Below are 18,014 nucleotides of genomic sequence, written 5' to 3' on the forward strand. Positions count from 1 at the left end.
AAAATCCCTTGCCGAATTGGCAAGGGATTTTAGTTTTAAATTATTTTGTTTGTTTAGAAGTTAATTCGGCTTCTTTTGCATTCACTTTACTTCTTGTTCCTAACATAACTAAATAGCATAGTACGGCAAACAAGCAAGAAATGAATAGAGAATGTAACAATGCCATTGCTAAACTAGCGTTTGTAAATACAACTAAAACTCCTACTACAGCTTGAAGTGTAACAAGGATAAATGAAATGATCCATCCCCAATATACGACAGGTTGCTGTTTGTAATGGCGAATAGCGAGAATCATCGCGTATAGTATCCAAGCGAAAATTAACATCGCTGCAACTCTATGGCCCATTTGAACCCATTCATGTAGTTGAGTTGGCATAGGTCTGTTTTTGCTACATAAAGGAAAGTCTGGACAGGCTAAGCTAGCTCGTTCGTGACGTACTAAAGCACCTGTGTAGACGACGATATAACTGTAAATTGTTACACCATAAATATGAAATTTCATTTTTTTGTCCATAATAAGTGAACGTGCATCAAATTTTTGGTCAATTTCAAAGATAAGACACGTTAATAAAATGACAGAAGCAAATGAAATTAAGGAAATACCGAAGTGGATAGCAAGTACAGCTGGCATTTGGCCCCAAACAACTGCTGCTGCTCCCATTAATGCTTGTGCAACTAAAAATACGAAGGATAAAATTGCTAACGTTTTTGTTTCACGCACATGTTTATAATATTTCCAGGACAAAATACAAAGGAGAGTGACAAGAATTCCAGCTGATCCTGATGTTAATCGGTGGCTAAGTTCAATAATAGTTTCCATTGATAAATTAGATGGAACAAATTCACCGTTACAAAGTGGCCATGATTTACCACAACCTTGACCAGAACCTGTTTTTGTAACTAAAGCGCCTCCTAATAAAACTATTAATAAATCAAGGCTTGTAATGACTGCTAACCATTTAATAAAGCGTTGCAATCTCTTTCACCATCTTTCTGCTATGAAGTTATTGCGAAATATTTTCATTCCATTATGTATAGAATAAAACGCGCTAGTTCCTATGATATATAAAAAATAATAAAATAGCAAAGAAATGGAGGGGGAAGGAAAGGGGGAGAAAATAGGTGTAAAAACAGGGTTCCTAAGGAAAATTTTGGGTGGAAAATAGGCTATTTTGAAAAGAAATGGGGAGAATACGTGTTAAATAAGACAAAATAGTTTATTATAGAAGGTAACATCATGTTATGATAAGGACAAGTCAGAATGAAGTTTTTTATATTCGACACAAAAAGTTCATGTTTTCTTCACAAAATGTTCGGGAAATATGATTTAATATATTGGAGTATGGGCGTAGATTAGTAGTAGAATGGGTTAACAATGTTTCTACTGTAATAATATTGCTATATAGAAGCGAATTATTTCATTTGAAATATGCGCAAAAAGAAAGATGAAAGTTTTAAGAGGGGGTTAGAGTGATGAACCATGCAACAAGTGAGCTGCATGATGAGTCCGCTGTTACAAGTGTACCGGAAACAACTCGGTTACAAGATTTAAAAGCACTCGTTAAAATGGGAATTGTAAACTCAAATACACTTACTGTATTTACAGGATTTTGGTTGGCATTACACTTTAATGGATTAAGTGTAATGGACAATCTGGATAAGTTATTCTTTACAATCGTTGGTTCTGGATTAGTTATGGCAGGGGTATGTTGTTTAAACAACTACATTGATCGAGACATCGATCCATTAATGGAAAGAACAAAGACCCGTCCAACGGTTACTGGAAAGTATAAACCAGGATTTGCACTTACATTTGGACTAGTCATATTACTTCTTGGTTTTGTATTTTTATTATTAACAACACCAATGGCAGTCTTAATGGGATTTATTGGTGCTTTCACATATGTTGTTCTATATAGTTTATGGACAAAGAGAAAGTATACACTAAATACTGTTGTAGGTAGTATATCTGGTGCAGTTCCTCCTTTAATTGGATGGGCAGCAATCGATCCATCTTTAGGCCATCCAATTGCTTGGATGTTATTTTTAATTATGTTTATTTGGCAAATCCCACATTTCCTTGCATTAGCAATGAAACGTGTTGATGAATATCGAAATGCAGGAATTCCAATGCTTCCTGTAGTTCATGGATTTGAAATTACGAAACGCCAAATTATGATTTGGACAGTATGTTTATTACCACTACCATTTTATATGAGTGGACTAGGGATAACATTTATGGTAATTGCAACACTGCTTAACATCGGATGGATCGTTTTAGGATTTTATGGCTTCCGTAAGAAAGATGACATCAAATGGTCCGTGCAAATGTTTGTTTATTCCCTAAATTATTTAACAATCTTATTTGTATCAATGATTGTAGTTACATTCTTCTAAGACAACGACATAATTGGATTTCTTTACGTTGAGATTTACTTTACTTAACTATAAAGTACAATCTAATTCACAAGGAAAGTGGGGGTTGTTTGTATGAAGAAACAGTGGCGACTGCTTTCGTTCGTTTCACTGCTGGCTTTACTGTTAGGGGGATGCGGTAAAGCCTTTCAATCTACTTTAATTCCGCAAGGAGAAGTAGCAAAAATGCAATATGATTTACTTCTACTGGCGAGTGCAATCATGGTAGGAGTAGTACTAGTAGTTACTATTATTTTCTTATATGTAATTGTGCGTTTCCGACAAAAGAAAGGTCAGGAAGATTATATTCCAGAGCAAGTTGAAGGGAATCACAAGCTAGAAATTATATGGACAGTTATTCCGATTATTCTTTTACTAATCTTAGCTGTTCCAACAGTTACATATACATTCAAACTTGCTGATGTAAGTGCGATGGAGAAAAAGAATATTGATAAAGATACTATCGTTGTTGATGTAACAGCGAATCTTTATTGGTGGGAATTTTCTTATAAATCAGAAAAGATAGTAACTTCGCAAGATTTGGTCATCCCCACAGGTAAGAAAGTGTATTTAAATTTGAAGGGTGCCGATATTAAACACTCATTTTGGGTTCCATCTTTAGCAGGGAAAATGGATACAAATACAGACAATGTGAACAAAATGTGGTTAAAGGCAGATAAATCGGGCACTTATAATGGTTTTTGTACAGAATTTTGCGGCCCATCACATTCTTTAATGCAATTTAAAGTGAAAGCTTTAGATGAAAGCGAGTACAAAAAATGGCTTGCTGATATGAAGAAGATTGATGGGAAGAAAGAAGTAGCTTCAACAAAGGCGCAAGAGGGCCAAGAAATATTTAATAAAAGCTGTATTGGTTGTCATGCAGTTGGATCTAATGATAGTAGACCACCTTCCGCTCGTATCGCACCAAACTTAGCAAACTTTGCGGATCGCGATATGGTTGCCGGTATTGCCGAAAACAATGAAGAAAACTTAAAAAAATGGCTGAAAGATCCTGAAAATATGAAGCCAGGAAACAAAATGACTGGCAAATATGGCAACTTAACGGATGATCAAATTGATGCATTAAATGCATACTTACAAACGTTAAAAGTTGAAAAGTAAAGAGGGATTATTCGCGAAGGGGAGGTTGAAAACGTGAGTTCTGTAGCAAAAAAACAGGGGATGGGTGCTGTCATATGGGATTATTTAACGACAGTAGACCATAAAAAGATTGCCATTCTCTATTTAATTGCAGGTGGATTGTTTTTTGTAATAGGCGGAATAGAAGCTCTATTTATTCGCCTTCAATTAGCGATTCCTAACAACGCTTTTCTTGTTGGGGATGCTTATAATCAAGTATTAACGATGCACGGTACAACAATGATTTTCCTCGCAGCTATGCCACTCGTGTTTGCATTTATGAACGCCGCTGTACCACTTCAAATTGGTGCACGTGATGTAGCGTTCCCGTTTTTGAATTCACTCGGATTTTGGTTATTTTTCTTTGGTGGAGTATTTTTAAATTTAAGTTGGTTTTTAGGTGGAGCACCTGATGCAGGATGGACATCTTATGCATCTTTAGCTTTAGCCTCTAAAGGTCATGGTGTTGATTTCTATGTACTCGGCTTGCAAATCTCAGGTATTGGTACATTAATTGGAGGTATTAACTTCCTTGTAACCATTATTAATATGCGGGCGCCAGGAATGACGTACATGCGTATGCCGATGTTTACATGGACGACATTTGTAACATCTTCGCTTATATTATTCGCTTTTCCGCCGTTAACTGTAGGATTAGGACTTTTAATGTTAGATCGTTTATTTGGAACAAGTTTCTTTAATCCGGCATTGGGCGGGAATACAATTATATGGGAGCATTTATTCTGGATTTTCGGTCATCCAGAAGTATACATTCTTATACTCCCAGCTTTCGGAATATTCTCAGAAATCTTCGCGACATTTTCGAAAAAACGATTGTTTGGTTATTCATCGATGGTGTTTGCGACTGTATTAATTGGATTTTTAGGATTTATGGTATGGGCGCACCATATGTTTACTGTTGGACTTGGTCCAGTTGCTAATGCTATTTTCTCGGTCGCAACAATGGCGATTGCGGTTCCAACTGGTATCAAAATATTCAACTGGCTCTTTACAATGTGGGGCGGAAGTATTCGTTTTACGACACCAATGATGTGGGCAGTAGCTTTCATTCCATCATTCGTAATGGGTGGAGTTACAGGGGTTATGCTAGCATCTGCACCAGCTGATTATCAATTTCATGATAACTATTTCGTAGTAGCGCATTTTCATTATGTAATCGTTGGCGGTGTTGTATTTGGTTTACTTGCAGGAGCTCATTATTATTGGCCACTGATGTTTAATAAAGTATTAAATGAAACATTAGGAAAGATAACGTTCTGGCTATTCTTTATCGGCTTCCATTTAACGTTCTTTATTCAGCATTTCCTTGGCTTGATTGGTATGCCACGCCGTTACTACACATATCTTGAAGGGCAAGGGTTGGAAATGGGGAATATGATTAGTTCCATCGGAGCGGTGTTTATGGCTCTTGGAACGATTGTTCTTCTATTCAATGTAATTAAAACGACAGTATCAAAAGAAAAAGCTGGTCGTGATCCGTGGGATGCACGTACATTAGAATGGACAATGCCAGCACCGACACCAGAATATAACTTTAAACAATTACCATTTGTTCGCGGATTAGATCCGTTTTGGATTGAAAAACGTGAAGGTAATAAAGAGATGACAGCAGCGGAACCAGTTGGTGATATTCATATGCCAAATCCTTCGTTTTCACCATTTGTCATTTCTTTCGGATTGTTTATAGCGGCATTTGGTGCGATGTATATGCAGGGCGGAAAAGATAAGTTCTGGTTATTAGTAGCAATTATTGGTTTAATCATTACATTTGGCGCAATGTTCCTACGTTCAGTAATTGATGATCATGGGTATCATATTCATAAAGAAGATTTAGAGGATAAGGGGGGCAAGGCATAATGCATGTAGATGAAAAATTAACGAATGAAACATTTCCAGCAGAGCCTGAAAAAGCAACCCTTGAAGGGAAAAATAAGTTTGTCGGTTTTTGGTTATTTCTTGGAGGCGAAACAGTGTTGTTCGCTTCCTTATTCGGAACATATTTAGCGTTAAAGAATTCTACAAATGGTGGACCAACATCTCAAGAGATGTTCCAAATGCCACTCGTTTTCATTATGACGATGCTTTTATTAACGAGTAGCTTAACGAGTGTATATGCGATGTATCACATGAAAAACTTTAACTTTAAGAAAATGCAGCTTTGGTTACTAGTAACAGTATTGCTAGGTTTAGGGTTTTTAGGGTTTGAGATATATGAGTTTTATCATTATACACATGAATTTAAGCATACTATGAGAAGTAGTGCGTTTGGCTCTGCGTTTTATGCTCTTGTTGGTACACATGGACTCCACGTATTGTTTGGGTTATGTTGGATTCTAACATTAATCTTTAGAAATGCGAAGAGAGGTCTAAATTTATACAATGCACCGAAGTTTTATGTTGCATCGATTTATTGGCACTTTATTGACGTAGTTTGGGTGTTTATTTTCACTGTAGTATATTTAATGGGAATGGTGGGATAAACAATGGCGATAAAGCAAACGAATAATCCTAAAGTTGATCTTGTTTATCGGAAGAGAAAAAGTGCGGAGGAAATGAGGCATCAAGTTATTACGTTTGCATTAATGATTTTTTTAACATTAGTTGCATTTGTAGCGGTGGCGTATCCAAAAACTTTTAGTCCGATTTTCTCTGTACCGTTTATTTTACTATTAGCAGTGGTACAAGTAATTTTTCAATTGTATTATTTTATGCATATGAGTCATAAAGGACATGAAGCAGCAAGTTTCTTTCTTTACTCTGGTCTGCTAATAGGGTTAATTACAATTTTAGCTTTTATGACAATCGTGTGGATTTGAAAAGTGAAAAATAAGGGAGCTTGTGTTGTCACAGCTCCCTCTTCATATTATGAGATAACCTTACGAAGGTAGGTGTGAAAATGAGTAACTTGTGGATATTTGGTTTTCAGGCTTTATGGAGTCCAATCTTTTTATTATTTATGCTTTCGATTCTTATTGGGTACTTCTTAATTATTGGGCCATATAGAATGCGATTTGAAAATGCGACGAAGGTAAGTAAGAAGCAAATTTTTTATTTTACGACTGGTATTGTTCTTTTGTATTTTGTAAAGGGAGGGCCTATTGATTTAATTGGCCATATTATATTTAGTGCTCATATGTTTGAAATGGCAGTCATGTATATTGCAGTTCCACCGTTACTGTTGCTTGGTATACCAATTTGGTTATATCGTTACATTACTTCTTTTAAGTTTGTTCAAATTATATTAAAGGCATTTGCTAAACCACTTATTGCGTTATTTGTATTTAACGGCCTGTTTTCTTTTTATCATTTACCAGTTGTTTTTGATACGGTAAAACAAAGTCAAATAGCTCATCCTATTTGTCTCGCTATATTGTTTTTTACAGCAATCATGATGTGGTGGCCGATGTTAAATCCATTACCAGAATATCAAACATTAAGTGATATAAAGAAACTTGGTTATATGTTTGCTAATGGCATATTATTAACGCCTGCTTGTGCGTTAATCATTTTTGCGACAGCCCCGTTATTTGCAACGTATACGGATCCGGCTGCTTGGATGAAAGCGATGGAACTATGTGTACCAGCGGGCACTTTATCAGATTTAAATATAACGGGACCAGAATTTTTGCACTGGATGCCAGTCGTACAAGACCAGCAAACTGGTGGTATCATAATGAAAATTGTCCAGGAAATAGTGTACGGTACAATTATAGGCTATGTATTCTTTAGATGGGCACGTAGAGAACGTGAAAAGGATAAGGAGCAGTTGCAACAATTGCCGCCGTATTTACAGACTAAGTAAAAAAAGTGTATGGGATTCCATGCGCTTTTTCTTTTTAGTTTTAGCTACCTTAAAAAGATTGAATTTTCTAATTTTTTATGTTAAGTTAGTGTAGGCGTGTACTAAAAGTGGAGATAAAATTTACTACTAGCTTTCATGCGTAATAATTCCATATGTAGTGCAAGTTTTTTAGAGAGTTACAAATATATATTGTTATCTTTAATAAACACGAACTATTTTAAGGGGGAGTTTAAATGGGTAGTAGTGGAAGTATGGTAAAGCCGATTAGTGGTTTTTTGACAGCACTAATTCAATATCCAGTACCAGTAGTAGAATCGCGTGCAGACATTGATAAACAAATTCAACAAATCATAAAAACAATTCATTCGACCAAATCAGGTTACCCTGGTTTAGAATTGATAGTATTTCCTGAATATAGTACACAAGGGCTCAATACAAAAAAATGGACTACAGAAGAATTTTTATGCACAGTGCCTGGGCCAGAAACAGACTTATTTGCTGAGGCATGTAAAGAATCTAAAGTATATGGTGTTTTTTCAATAATGGAGAAAAATCCTGATGGTGGAGAGCCATATAATACAGCAGTTATTATTGATCCACAAGGTGAAATGATTTTGAAGTATCGTAAGCTAAATCCTTGGGTGCCAGTCGAGCCTTGGAAAGCTGGAGATTTAGGCTTACCTGTTTGTGATGGACCTGGAGGAAGTAAATTAGCTGTTTGTATTTGTCATGATGGCATGTTCCCTGAAGTAGCTCGTGAAGCGGCCTATAAAGGTGCAAATGTCTTAATTCGTATTTCTGGATATAGTACACAAGTTAGTGAACAATGGATGCTAACCAATCGTTCAAATGCATGGCAGAATTTAATGTATACATTGTCGGTAAACTTAGCGGGTTATGATGGCGTATTTTATTACTTTGGTGAAGGACAAGTATGTAATTTTGATGGGACTACTTTAGTACAGGGACATCGAAATCCTTGGGAGATTGTTACTGCTGAAGTATATCCAGAACTAGCAGATCAGGCTAGATTAGGATGGGGATTGGAAAATAATATATATAATCTAGGTTCAAGAGGATATGTAGCAACTCCTGGTGGGGTGAAAGAAAATCCATATACGTTTGTAAAAGATTTAGCTGAAGGTAAATATAAGGTTCCTTGGGAAGATGAGATTAAAGTAAAAGATGGATCTATTTATGGATATCCAGTAAAAAAACGATTCATTCTTAGGGAAGGGAAATAAAACAAGCGCATCATATTGATGCGCTTGTTTTTGTTAATCAATAATTTGAAATTCTTTTAACTCTTTTTCGACATTTTGTAGGAGTTGTTCGCTTTTTTGAAGTACATTCGTTGGGAAAGTCTCATCATCACCATATTCAACGCCGTGAGGATAATAATGTTTTCCTAATAAGGGGGGAAGTAGTTTTACTTCAGCGTGTCTACTGCCAATGTCACCTTCAACAGCAACTCCTTGCACTCGTAAATAATAAACATCCTTTAATATTTCAAATTTATAATCGTATGTAACTCGCTCATAATCCCACTGTCCGGCAAGTACGAAGTGGTTGTTTTCCATGATTTCAGTTAAAAGAGTTAATTCAACGACGGCTCCATTAAATTGCGTATTTGTAAATTGCATATAATACCTCCTTTTTTAATGTTACACCATTATTTTTATAATAGTATGAATAATAAGAAAGTGCAATTCATATTGAGAGAAAAGGGATAATCCAGACTTTTTTCACAAAAATATGATATAGTGAAAAGAGTACGGTACACACAAAAAGAAAGAAAAGGATTTGTGTATATCTCAATTTTATGTTTTGTTCAGGAGGTATATCGTTTGAAGAAATTATTGCGTATCGTAATGATTACATTTTTAATTTTAGCTGTTGATTTATACGGGAAATTACTCGTTTCACAATATATATTAACCCCATCTCAATCAAAGCAAGAAAATAAAATTGTGAAAAAGAAAAAGCAAATTAAGGAAGACTCCTCAGACACTGTTTTAAATATGATTGGTGAAGACTCTGAAAACTTATTAGCGAAGTGGGGAGAACCCTCTCGAATAGAGCCATCTGCATACGGATATGAATGGTGGGTATACAACCAGGATTTAACTCAGTATGTTCAATTTGGAGTTTCTGAACGTAAAGTTGTAACGGCATACGCAGCTGGTGAACAAGTTAAGGTTCCACCTTATTATATAAATGAAAAATATGAAGAAGTATATAAAAAAAGTCCGCTTTCGCATGAAATTTCATTAAAAAGAGGGAAAAATAGTTATCAATTTGAGCTATCTGATACCGAAGTCATGGAACAACCGTTAATACCTGTAGAAGATGGATGGGCGCAATTGTATTTTGATCAATTTACACATGAGCTTATTGGTGTTCGTTATATGGATGATGAAACTTTATTACGCCAAAGACCGTATCAGCTCGTTTATTCAGGTGAATTAATAGCAGAACAACCATTGACTCCAGAAAAAATAAAACAAGTAGAAAATGGGAATATGCAACAAATTTTTGATTTAACAAATATCATTCGAAGTCGTCATAAATTACCATTATTAACATGGGATCAGGAAACAGCAGATGTTGCTGTTGGTCACAGTAAAGATATGAAAGACAATAATTATTTTTCTCATGACTCACCTACATTAGGTACACTAGGAGATCGTTTGCAGCGCGGGAAAGTAGGATTTCAACTTGCTGGTGAGAACATAGCGGCGCAACATAGTGATGGAATTGCGGCAGTGCAAGGTTGGTTAAATAGTGAGGGGCATAGAAAGAATTTATTAAATGAACAATTTACAGGATTAGGTGTTGGTGTATACGATAAATTTTATACACAAAACTTTATTCGAAAATAAAGTGAAATTGTAAGCGGTGGGGTGTTAACATCACCAAATTAGTTACTTCGTATTCACTGAATTGTAGGTGGGAATCTGACCGTATGCAAATAGCAGAAAAAAAGGTGCATGAATCGTCTAAAAATAGGCGAACCATGCGCCTTTTTTTTCTTACTATATAGTAGATATACATGGAGAGGTGAGGATTATGCCAACAACAAAAGGACCGTTACATCCATCGGTTCAACAGTTTAAAGAATTTGTAAACCATCACCCTAAAATGGTTCATGAGGTTAGAAGTGGTCATAAAACATGGCAACAATTTTATGAAGAATGGTACTTACTTGGTGAAGAAGATCCAATATGGGCAACTTATAGACCGGATGGAGCGCCTGCGTTTTCTTCGGTAAAAGAAAATAAAAAAGAAAAAGATAATCGAACTGAAGAGGAAAAAACTGCTGATGTGATGGGGCAAATGCTTTCTTTTTTTAAAAAGTTGGACGTGGAACAAATGCAGAACCATTTAGCCAATGTGACGAGTGCAATCGGGAGCGTGCAACAAGTTATTCAGCAATTTCAAGGTAACCGTACGCAGCAAGAGCAAAGTACTTCAGAAAATAACCCATTTTTCTTTCAAAAGGATTAGGGGGAAAGATGATGAGAGCAGAAATTATGGAGTTTATAAAGGCTGATGAGGATTTATCTCGCTATATTAGAGAGCAACCGTACTGGTATAGAAAATTAACACGAAATCCTGAAGAAAAAGAGGCTTTTGAGTTAGCGGCGATGCAACATTTCAAAAAAACAATACCAGATAAAGTGGAAAAGTTTCAAAATCAATTGGCCGTTGCTTCGATCATGATTGATATGTTTCAGTATATGAAGCAACAAAATGCAACCTAATTGGAAGTGAAAAATATGTCCGTCATGCAGAACTTTTGTTACAATAGAGGTTGATTATTTAAAAAGGAGTTGCAGCATGACGGAAATTTGTTTAGTACGACATGGACAAACTGATTGGAATTTTCAAGAAATTATTCAGGGGCGAGAAGATATTCCGCTTAATGAAGTTGGTAAGAAGCAAGCGAGTCAGAGTGCAGCTGCTTTACAAGAAGAAACGTGGGATATCATTATAAGTAGCCCGTTAATTAGAGCGCAAGAAACGGCTAATGAAATTGCAAAGACAGTTGGATTACAATCGATTTTATTAGATGAGCGATTTGTTGAACGGAATTTTGGAGAAGCTTCAGGGAAGCCGGTTGCGGCTGTTAGAGAGTTGATTGCTGAAGGTAAAGTAGAAGGTATGGAGCGAGATGAAGAGATTGTAGCTCGTTGCTTTGCTGCTTTAGAAGATGTTGCGACAACTCATTTTGGCAAACGTATTATTATTGTTGCTCACTCACACGCGATAAAAGCGATTTTACATGCCATTGAACCAGATGAAATTACATTTAAGACACCATTAAAAAATGCGTGTATTAGTTATGTGAAACAAAATAGTGGAAAGTGGGATGTTCTTAAATATAATATAGCGGAACATATTAATGTATAAGTGTGTACGGATATAGTGTAAAAATAGTTTCATTATATCTTTCTTTTGAGTAAGTCACTTCAATTAGTAGTTCTAATCTAAATGTGGTATGATGGATACTCGGAGGTGTCTCTCATGATTGTAGCGACGCTAGAAAGCGTATTAATATTAGATAAGGCAGAGCAGCTTGCAAAAGCGATTATCTGTTCAGATATAGCAGAAGATTATCGTGAGTATTATAGAGAATTACATGAAGATATGGAACTTCAGACGCTCATTCAGCAATTTACAGCGATGAAAGAACGGTATGAGGAAGTACAGCGTTTTGGAAAATACCATCCTGACTATACTACCGTGTCAATGAAAATGAGAGAATTAAAGCGTTCTGTGGACTTACATGATAAGGTTGCAGCTTTTAAAAGAGCAGAAACTGCTTTGCAGAAGTTATTAGACGAAGTTAGTGTAGCAATCGGTTCGGAAGTGTCTTCTTCCATTAAAGTGCCAACAGGAAATCCATTCTTTGATGCTGGTGGCTGTGGTGGAGGTTGTGGTACTGGCGGAGGTTGTGGTTGTAAAAAAACGGGGTGATGTACCCCGTTTTTTAGAAGTTGGAAGAAAACGTATACAGAGTTTGTCCTGTAATGTTATAAATTTCTGATTGGTTTTCATAGAATATAAAATATATGTTTTTAAAAGGAGAAGATGGAGAAGATTATGTTCGGGCAACGACAAAGTATGATTGTTTATTTACATTCATTGAAACATGCCAAGATTTTAAGGAAATATGGTAACATACATTACATATCAAAACGATTAAAATATGCTGTAGTATATTGTGATATGGAACAAATTGAGCATATGATGCATAAGTTGAACAAACTTCCTTTTGTGAAAAAGATAGAACAGTCGTATCGCCCGTATTTAAAAACGGAATTTGAAAATTCCCGTCCTGATCGAGCAAAAGAATACGATTATAGCTAATAGAAAAAATCCCCGGCTAAATTTAGCCGGGGATTTTTCACTTGAAATAACGTGTTATTTCATCGGAGGAATGAAATTGTTCATTCGTAAAATACCAATTAAATGATTAAAAAATAGTTCTTTTTCTGGGAAAGTTGTAGATGGTTTTACAGTAAAGGTAGCCACTTTTTTTCCGAGTTGTTCTGCCGTTTCTTCAAATAAAATGACACGTTTACTTTTTTTATTTTCAAATACAGGAATGCCTTCACGACATATGTATAATGGTTGGAAATCACCAGTAGTAGTTGGTTTTAATATTACAACAAGCGAACATACTTTTTTATCGTTTTTTATCGTTTCAAATTGTAACATATGTGCTATACGTTCTTGATTTGTTTTGGCAATTTCAAGTAATTCATATAAATCAGAGTAGCCTTCTCCAAGTTCTATAAAGCGTTGAATCATATCTTTTCCTCCTCTTTCTTTTACTGTACCATTTCACTTTTTAAATGAAAAGCACACAAAGAAAAAAAACCCTGCATAGCAGGGCCCTTCTTATACTAGCATGTACTAGTAAGAAGGCAAAGGGAGAGGAGAAACCGGAGGAAGAACTTATGGGGAAACGTAAGTCTTCTCCGCGGTTGGCAACAACATCGAAGGTGATGTTGTTATAATTATTTATGTCCAATCTAAATGAAGATATACATAATGAAATTAAATTTTATGTTGGGCTTTTTATTTTTCTTTTTTTTATTTTGTGATAGGATAAAAAAGATAAAGTGGAACTAATATACATATTGGGTTCATATTAGTGAATGATGAGATGAATACATAAAAATAACGAGAGGTTATTTGAGGCAGAGTTTTCCTATAGTTAGGTGAATGTGGTTTGTTAACGGTTACCGAAGTGGGAATGGCTTTCTATAATCGCTCGATAGATTGAAATAAAGGTAGTGACAACAGATGAGAGTAGTTTCAGGAAAATGTAAAGGACACCCACTTAAAGCGGTTCCTGGTAATACAACACGTCCAACGACAGATAAAGTAAAAGAATCTATTTTTAATATGATAGGTCCTTATTTTGATGGTGGTATCGCCCTTGATTTATTTGGTGGTAGTGGTGGTCTTGGAATTGAGGCTTTGAGCAGAGGGATTGATAAAGCAATTTTTGTTGATCGGGATAGTAAAGCGATAAAAGTAATTCATCAAAATTTAGAAAGTTGTAGAGTACAGGAACAAGCTGAAGTATATCGAAATGATGCTGAACGTGCAGTAAAGGCGCTAATAAAACGTGAAATGTCATTCGATCTTATATTGATAGATCCTCCATATAAAGAGCAAAAAATTGTATCTTTAATTAGTATAATGGATCAACATGGATTGCTACATAGTGATGGATTAATTATGGCAGAGCATGGTAATGATGTAGTTTTACCTAATTCAATAGGAAGGCTTGTAAAAGTACGAGCTGAGAATTATGGGATTACTGCAATATCGATTTATAAGTATGAAGGTGAGGGGACAGAATGACAAGTATAGCTATTTCTTCAGGAAGTTTTGATCCAATTACCCTTGGGCATCTGGATATTATTAAAAGGGGAGCAAAAGTATTTGATGAGGTGTACGTAGTCGTTTTAAACAATTCATCAAAAAAACCATTCTTTTCAGTTGAAGAGCGATTAGAATTAATTCGAGAAGCGACAAAGGATATCCCGAATGTAAAAGTAGATTCACATAGTGGGCTATTAGTAGAGTATGCAAAAATGCGTAATGCAAATGCAATATTACGTGGTTTACGAGCAGTTTCTGATTTTGAATATGAGATGCAAATTACTTCTATGAATCGAAAATTAGATGAAAATATTGAAACATTTTTTATTATGACAAACAATCAATATTCATTTTTAAGCTCGAGTATTGTAAAAGAAGTTGCGAGGTATGGAGGAAGTGTAGTAGATCTTGTACCTCCTATTGTAGAACGTGCTTTAAAAGAAAAGTTTCAAACCCCGTTAAAGTGAACGGGGTTTTTCTTTATATGTGCGCAAAAATAATAAAATAACATATAAGTATAGACAAAATAATGTGAAAATTGGTCCATAATGTATAAAAGATGTCCAAATTTCATGTAGTATAGAAGGATGTTCGGATAAAAATACAGGAATATCTTTTGGCATAGGCGAGAAAGAACTCACTTTCTCATAAAATGGTGTCCAAAATACAAATGTAAAAATAGGGGCAAGAATACTTTGAATAATTCGTGCGAAAAAATAGGGTTTAAATCGGATATCTGTTTCAGCTAATATGCTAGCAACTTGTGCCTGAATAGAAAGACCACTAAATGCTAAAATGAAGCTTGTTACCATAGCTTGTTGTAAGAGCGGTGTTTCATTTATTTGACTAATCATTTGGCTTCCGAGTGTCATTTCGAAAATACCTGATAATATAGGTATACTAAAATCTGTACTTAGTTGGAAGAATGATAAAATATGTTGCATAATAAAAGAAAGAGCTGCTGTAATGTGAAATACAGTAATCATTTTATTTAACACAGAGAATAAAATAATAAATCCGCCAATCATAAGTAATGTTTGAATAGAAGAAACAATGGCATCCCCAAGTAATTTACCAATTGGTCTTTTTTCTTGTAAGCGTGTCTCGTGAAGGATTAAAAAAGGGTTTTGAAAGCGACGTTTTTTTGTAGTGTGTGTATTAATTTTGTAAGCGGTATTATCGCCGTAAAAACGCATAATTAATCCGACAGCAAAGTTACTGAAATAATGGGCAGCGGCTAATATAATTCCTAATTTCGGATTATTAAAAAAACCGATAGACACAGCACCGAAAATAAAAAGTGGATTAGAAGAATTTGTGAAAGAAACGAGGCGCTCCGCTTCAATCTGAGTTAAAAGATTGCTTTTTCGTAGTCTAGCGCTTAATTTGGCGCCTGCAGGGAAACCAGAAGCCATTCCCATCGCCCAAACAAATCCGCCTATCCCTGGAACGCGAAAAAGTGGGCGCATGAGTGGTTCTAATATAACGCCAATAAATTTTACAACACCGATACTAATTAGAAGTTCCGCAATGATGAAAAACGGTAGTAGTGAAGGGAATACAACTTCCCACCATATATTTAACCCGCGAATAGAAGCTTGCAAAGCGGCTTGGGGGTGGAGTACAAGAGAAAAGGTTAAAAATAGCGTTGATATGGTAAGGAAAGCGGTTTTCCATTTTTCATACATGTAAGTAAATCCCCCTTTGTCCCAAAAAACGTTCATTTCAGTATACGTGGATACGTAGTGAATTTAGACCATAAGTATGAAAAAGGAATGAAAAAAATTAAAGGGTGAGAAAAATGAAAGAACCAAAGATTGGTTTAGCACTTGGGTCTGGAGGAGCGAAAGGGTTTGCTCATATTGGTGTAATAAAGGTATTAAGGGAAGCGGGTATCCCTATTCACATGATTGCAGGAAGTAGTATGGGGGCGCTAATAGGTACGTTTTATGCGGCAAGTAGTAACGTTGAAAGATTGTATAAATTGGCATCTGTTTTTAAGCGGAAGTATTATTTAGATTTCACGGTACCGAAAATGGGATTTATTGCTGGAAAACGTGTCAAAGATATGATTAAAATGTTTACATATAATAAAAATTTAGAAGAGTTAGATATCCCGACGGCTGTTGTGGCTACTGACATATTGAAGGGGGAAAAAGTGGTTTTTACAAGTGGGCCAGTTGCAGATGCGGTGAGGGCTAGCATATCTGTTCCTGGAGTGTTTGTACCAGAAAAAATAGATGGAAGATTATTAGTGGATGGTGGAGTCATTGATCGCATCCCAGTATCGGTTGTGAAAGAGTTAGGGGCCGATATTGTTATCGCTGTTGATGTATCTCCAATTAAGGTAAATGGCGATGTTACGTCCATTTATGACGTAATCATGCAAAGTATTGAAATTATGCAGCATGAGCTTGTAATGAATCGGCAAATTGCATCGGATTTAATGATGCGACCAGCTGTAGAGCAATTTAGTTCACGTGCTTTTACAAACATTGAAGACATTATTCGAGTTGGAGAAGTAGAAGCAGAAAAACATATTTCAAATATTTATTTATTAATTGAGCAGTGGAAGGAGAAACATAATGTTTAAGCGTTTTCGGTTTATATATGCAATCTTAATAGGGGTTATATTGGCGATGTTACTTGTTTACGTACGTTTACCGTATTATATAACAAAACCAGGAATGGCTGCCAAATTAGAGCCTTATGTTCAAGTTGAGGGTGGAACGAAAGAATCTGGTGATTTTATGCTTGTTACGGTTTCAATGGGACCAGCAAATGTGGTGAATTTAATAGCGGCACAGTTTAATAAATATACACATATTTCGAAAGCGGAAGAAATATTGCAAAAAGGTGAGAGTGATGAAGAATATCAATTTCGCCAAAATTATGCGATGAAAGATTCACAAAATGCAGCGATTTATAATGCATATAAACGTGCAAATCGCTCAGTATCTTTTGAAAATAAAGGTGTATTAGTTGCTGGTGTGGCAAAAGGAATGCCGTCAGAAGGAAAGCTTAAGCTTGGTGATGTTATTATAGCTGTTGACGGAAAAACATTTGAAAAGACGGAGCAATTTATTGAATATATGACAGGGAAAAAAGAAAATGATGCTGTAAGTATTGAGTACATGAGAAATGGAAAACAATTGAAAGAGAATTTAAATGTAAAGACGATTCCTAATGGGAATGGACGTGTCGGTATAGGTGTTTCTATTGTTACGGAAAGAGAACTAGTGGTCGATCCGAAAGTGAAAATTAATTCTAATGAAATTGGTGGACCATCCGCAGGTTTAATGTTCACATTAGAAATATATAATCAACTTGTGGAAGAAGACTTAACGAAAGGACATGAAATAGCTGGAACAGGTACAATTAATGAAAAAGGAGAAGTGGGCCCGATTGGTGGTATAAATCAAAAAGTGGTGGCTGCTAGCGATGCTGGGGCTGAAGTGTTCTTTGCGCCAAATGAAAAAGGTGCGGAGAAATCGAACTATAAAGATGCACTTGAGACTGCAAAGGATATTAAAACAAAAATGAAAATTGTACCAGTGGATACGCTGGATGATGCGTTAACATATTTAGAAAAGATGGATAAGGAAAAAAACTCTCTGAAATGAAGTGAACCCCGAAAACGGGACACCAATCAAAACACCTAAACCACTTGTTCCCTAAATTCTTTAGGGGATAGGTGGTTTAATTTTTCTTGAATTCGCACACAATTGTA

General features: G+C 35.6%; 22 protein-coding genes. 17 read left to right on the forward strand and 5 right to left on the reverse strand.

Features of this window, described 5'->3' with window-relative positions; genetic code table 11:
- Window positions 1–40: 40 nt before the first annotated feature.
- Window positions 41–976: a heme A synthase gene (ctaA, locus tag ACTFSL_RS22135; protein ID WP_001188743.1), complete on the reverse strand. Its 936-nt coding sequence runs from the start codon at window positions 974–976 to the stop codon at window positions 41–43.
- 497 nt (window positions 977–1,473) lie between these two features.
- Here ctaA and ctaB point away from each other — a divergent pair, with 497 nt between their 5' ends.
- The 7 genes from ctaB (at window position 1,474) to ACTFSL_RS22170 (ending at window position 8,625) form a co-directional block, all read left to right on the forward strand.
- Window positions 1,474–2,397 (forward strand): protoheme IX farnesyltransferase, encoded by a 924-nt coding sequence (gene ctaB, locus ACTFSL_RS22140; RefSeq protein WP_001015058.1) that lies wholly within the window; start codon window positions 1,474–1,476, stop codon window positions 2,395–2,397.
- Window positions 2,398–2,490: 93 nt separating this feature from the next.
- Window positions 2,491–3,540, forward strand: a complete 1,050-nt coding sequence (gene coxB / locus ACTFSL_RS22145) for a cytochrome c oxidase subunit II (protein ID WP_000745268.1) — start codon at window positions 2,491–2,493, stop codon at window positions 3,538–3,540.
- Window positions 3,541–3,600: 60 nt separating this feature from the next.
- Window positions 3,601–5,436 (forward strand): cytochrome c oxidase subunit I, encoded by a 1,836-nt coding sequence (gene ctaD / locus ACTFSL_RS22150; protein ID WP_153579316.1) that lies wholly within the window; start codon window positions 3,601–3,603, stop codon window positions 5,434–5,436.
- Window positions 5,436–6,059 carry a cytochrome c oxidase subunit III gene (gene ctaE, locus ACTFSL_RS22155; protein ID WP_000557861.1) on the forward strand — a complete coding sequence of 208 codons (624 nt, stop codon included), beginning with the start codon at window positions 5,436–5,438 and terminating at the stop codon, window positions 6,057–6,059. Before ctaD ends, ctaE begins: the two co-directional genes overlap by 1 nt.
- Window positions 6,060–6,062: 3 nt before the next feature.
- Window positions 6,063–6,395, forward strand: coding sequence for a cytochrome c oxidase subunit IVB (gene ctaF / locus ACTFSL_RS22160; RefSeq protein WP_000985706.1), 333 nt, complete (start codon window positions 6,063–6,065; stop codon window positions 6,393–6,395).
- A gap of 80 nt (window positions 6,396–6,475) precedes the next feature.
- Window positions 6,476–7,381 carry a cytochrome c oxidase assembly factor CtaG gene (ctaG, locus tag ACTFSL_RS22165; protein WP_000069023.1) on the forward strand — a complete coding sequence of 302 codons (906 nt, stop codon included), beginning with the start codon at window positions 6,476–6,478 and terminating at the stop codon, window positions 7,379–7,381.
- Between the two features lie 233 nt (window positions 7,382–7,614).
- The gene (locus ACTFSL_RS22170; RefSeq protein ID WP_086692348.1) at window positions 7,615–8,625 is read left to right on the forward strand and encodes a formamidase; all 1,011 of its coding nucleotides are present in this window, start codon (window positions 7,615–7,617) and stop codon (window positions 8,623–8,625) included.
- A gap of 33 nt (window positions 8,626–8,658) precedes the next feature.
- Here ACTFSL_RS22170 and ACTFSL_RS22175 read toward each other — a convergent pair whose 3' ends face one another.
- Window positions 8,659–9,024, reverse strand: coding sequence for a YugN family protein (locus ACTFSL_RS22175; RefSeq protein ID WP_001160952.1), 366 nt, complete (start codon window positions 9,022–9,024; stop codon window positions 8,659–8,661).
- Window positions 9,025–9,228: 204 nt separating this feature from the next.
- Here ACTFSL_RS22175 and ACTFSL_RS22180 point away from each other — a divergent pair, with 204 nt between their 5' ends.
- From ACTFSL_RS22180 to ACTFSL_RS22205, 6 genes are all read left to right on the forward strand, one after another.
- Complete coding sequence (locus ACTFSL_RS22180) at window positions 9,229–10,263, forward strand: CAP domain-containing protein (RefSeq protein WP_000735375.1); 1,035 nt, start codon at window positions 9,229–9,231, stop codon at window positions 10,261–10,263.
- Window positions 10,264–10,450: 187 nt separating this feature from the next.
- Window positions 10,451–10,888: a YlbD family protein gene (locus tag ACTFSL_RS22185; RefSeq protein ID WP_001143346.1), complete on the forward strand. Its 438-nt coding sequence runs from the start codon at window positions 10,451–10,453 to the stop codon at window positions 10,886–10,888.
- A gap of 11 nt (window positions 10,889–10,899) precedes the next feature.
- On the forward strand, window positions 10,900–11,145 hold the full coding sequence (locus tag ACTFSL_RS22190) for a YlbE-like family protein (RefSeq protein WP_001200990.1): 246 nt from the start codon (window positions 10,900–10,902) through the stop codon (window positions 11,143–11,145).
- Between the two features lie 76 nt (window positions 11,146–11,221).
- Window positions 11,222–11,794: a histidine phosphatase family protein gene (locus ACTFSL_RS22195; protein WP_000134946.1), complete on the forward strand. Its 573-nt coding sequence runs from the start codon at window positions 11,222–11,224 to the stop codon at window positions 11,792–11,794.
- A gap of 114 nt (window positions 11,795–11,908) precedes the next feature.
- Window positions 11,909–12,361: a YlbF family regulator gene (locus tag ACTFSL_RS22200; RefSeq protein WP_440042406.1), complete on the forward strand. Its 453-nt coding sequence runs from the start codon at window positions 11,909–11,911 to the stop codon at window positions 12,359–12,361.
- A gap of 126 nt (window positions 12,362–12,487) precedes the next feature.
- Window positions 12,488–12,754 carry a YlbG family protein gene (locus ACTFSL_RS22205; protein ID WP_002082261.1) on the forward strand — a complete coding sequence of 89 codons (267 nt, stop codon included), beginning with the start codon at window positions 12,488–12,490 and terminating at the stop codon, window positions 12,752–12,754.
- A 54-nt stretch (window positions 12,755–12,808) separates the two neighbouring features.
- On the opposite strand, the gene ACTFSL_RS22210 is transcribed toward ACTFSL_RS22205, so the two are convergent.
- Entirely contained in the window at window positions 12,809–13,198 is a 390-nt protein-coding gene (locus tag ACTFSL_RS22210) for a DUF7147 family protein (protein WP_000616017.1), read from the reverse strand.
- Window positions 13,199–13,696: 498 nt separating this feature from the next.
- Between ACTFSL_RS22210 and rsmD the strand changes: the two genes are divergently transcribed.
- Together rsmD and coaD are read left to right on the forward strand one after the other, a co-directional pair.
- The gene (gene rsmD, locus ACTFSL_RS22215; protein WP_001266978.1) at window positions 13,697–14,263 is read left to right on the forward strand and encodes a 16S rRNA (guanine(966)-N(2))-methyltransferase RsmD; all 567 of its coding nucleotides are present in this window, start codon (window positions 13,697–13,699) and stop codon (window positions 14,261–14,263) included.
- On the forward strand, window positions 14,260–14,751 hold the full coding sequence (coaD, locus tag ACTFSL_RS22220) for a pantetheine-phosphate adenylyltransferase (protein WP_000200601.1): 492 nt from the start codon (window positions 14,260–14,262) through the stop codon (window positions 14,749–14,751). Before rsmD ends, coaD begins: the two co-directional genes overlap by 4 nt.
- Here the strand turns inward: coaD and ylbJ are convergent.
- Entirely contained in the window at window positions 14,743–15,972 is a 1,230-nt protein-coding gene (ylbJ, locus tag ACTFSL_RS22225; RefSeq protein ID WP_000273082.1) for a sporulation integral membrane protein YlbJ, read from the reverse strand. The two genes, coaD and ylbJ, sit on opposite strands and share 9 nt — an antisense overlap.
- 113 nt (window positions 15,973–16,085) lie before the next feature.
- Between ylbJ and ACTFSL_RS22230 the strand changes: the two genes are divergently transcribed.
- On the forward strand, window positions 16,086–16,877 hold the full coding sequence (locus ACTFSL_RS22230; RefSeq protein ID WP_000662588.1) for a patatin-like phospholipase family protein: 792 nt from the start codon (window positions 16,086–16,088) through the stop codon (window positions 16,875–16,877).
- Window positions 16,870–17,907 (forward strand): SepM family pheromone-processing serine protease, encoded by a 1,038-nt coding sequence (locus tag ACTFSL_RS22235; protein ID WP_440042408.1) that lies wholly within the window; start codon window positions 16,870–16,872, stop codon window positions 17,905–17,907. The genes ACTFSL_RS22230 and ACTFSL_RS22235 overlap by 8 nt, the downstream gene beginning before the upstream one ends.
- A gap of 35 nt (window positions 17,908–17,942) precedes the next feature.
- On the opposite strand, the gene ACTFSL_RS22240 is transcribed toward ACTFSL_RS22235, so the two are convergent.
- A partial coding sequence (locus tag ACTFSL_RS22240) for an IS3 family transposase (RefSeq protein ID WP_326245104.1) occupies window positions 17,943–18,014 on the reverse strand: 72 nt, incomplete at its 5' end.

Origin of the sequence: Bacillus cereus group sp. MYBK108-1, from assembly GCF_051917185.1 — a bacterium.
GTDB lineage: Bacteria > Bacillota > Bacilli > Bacillales > Bacillaceae_G > Bacillus_A > Bacillus_A cereus.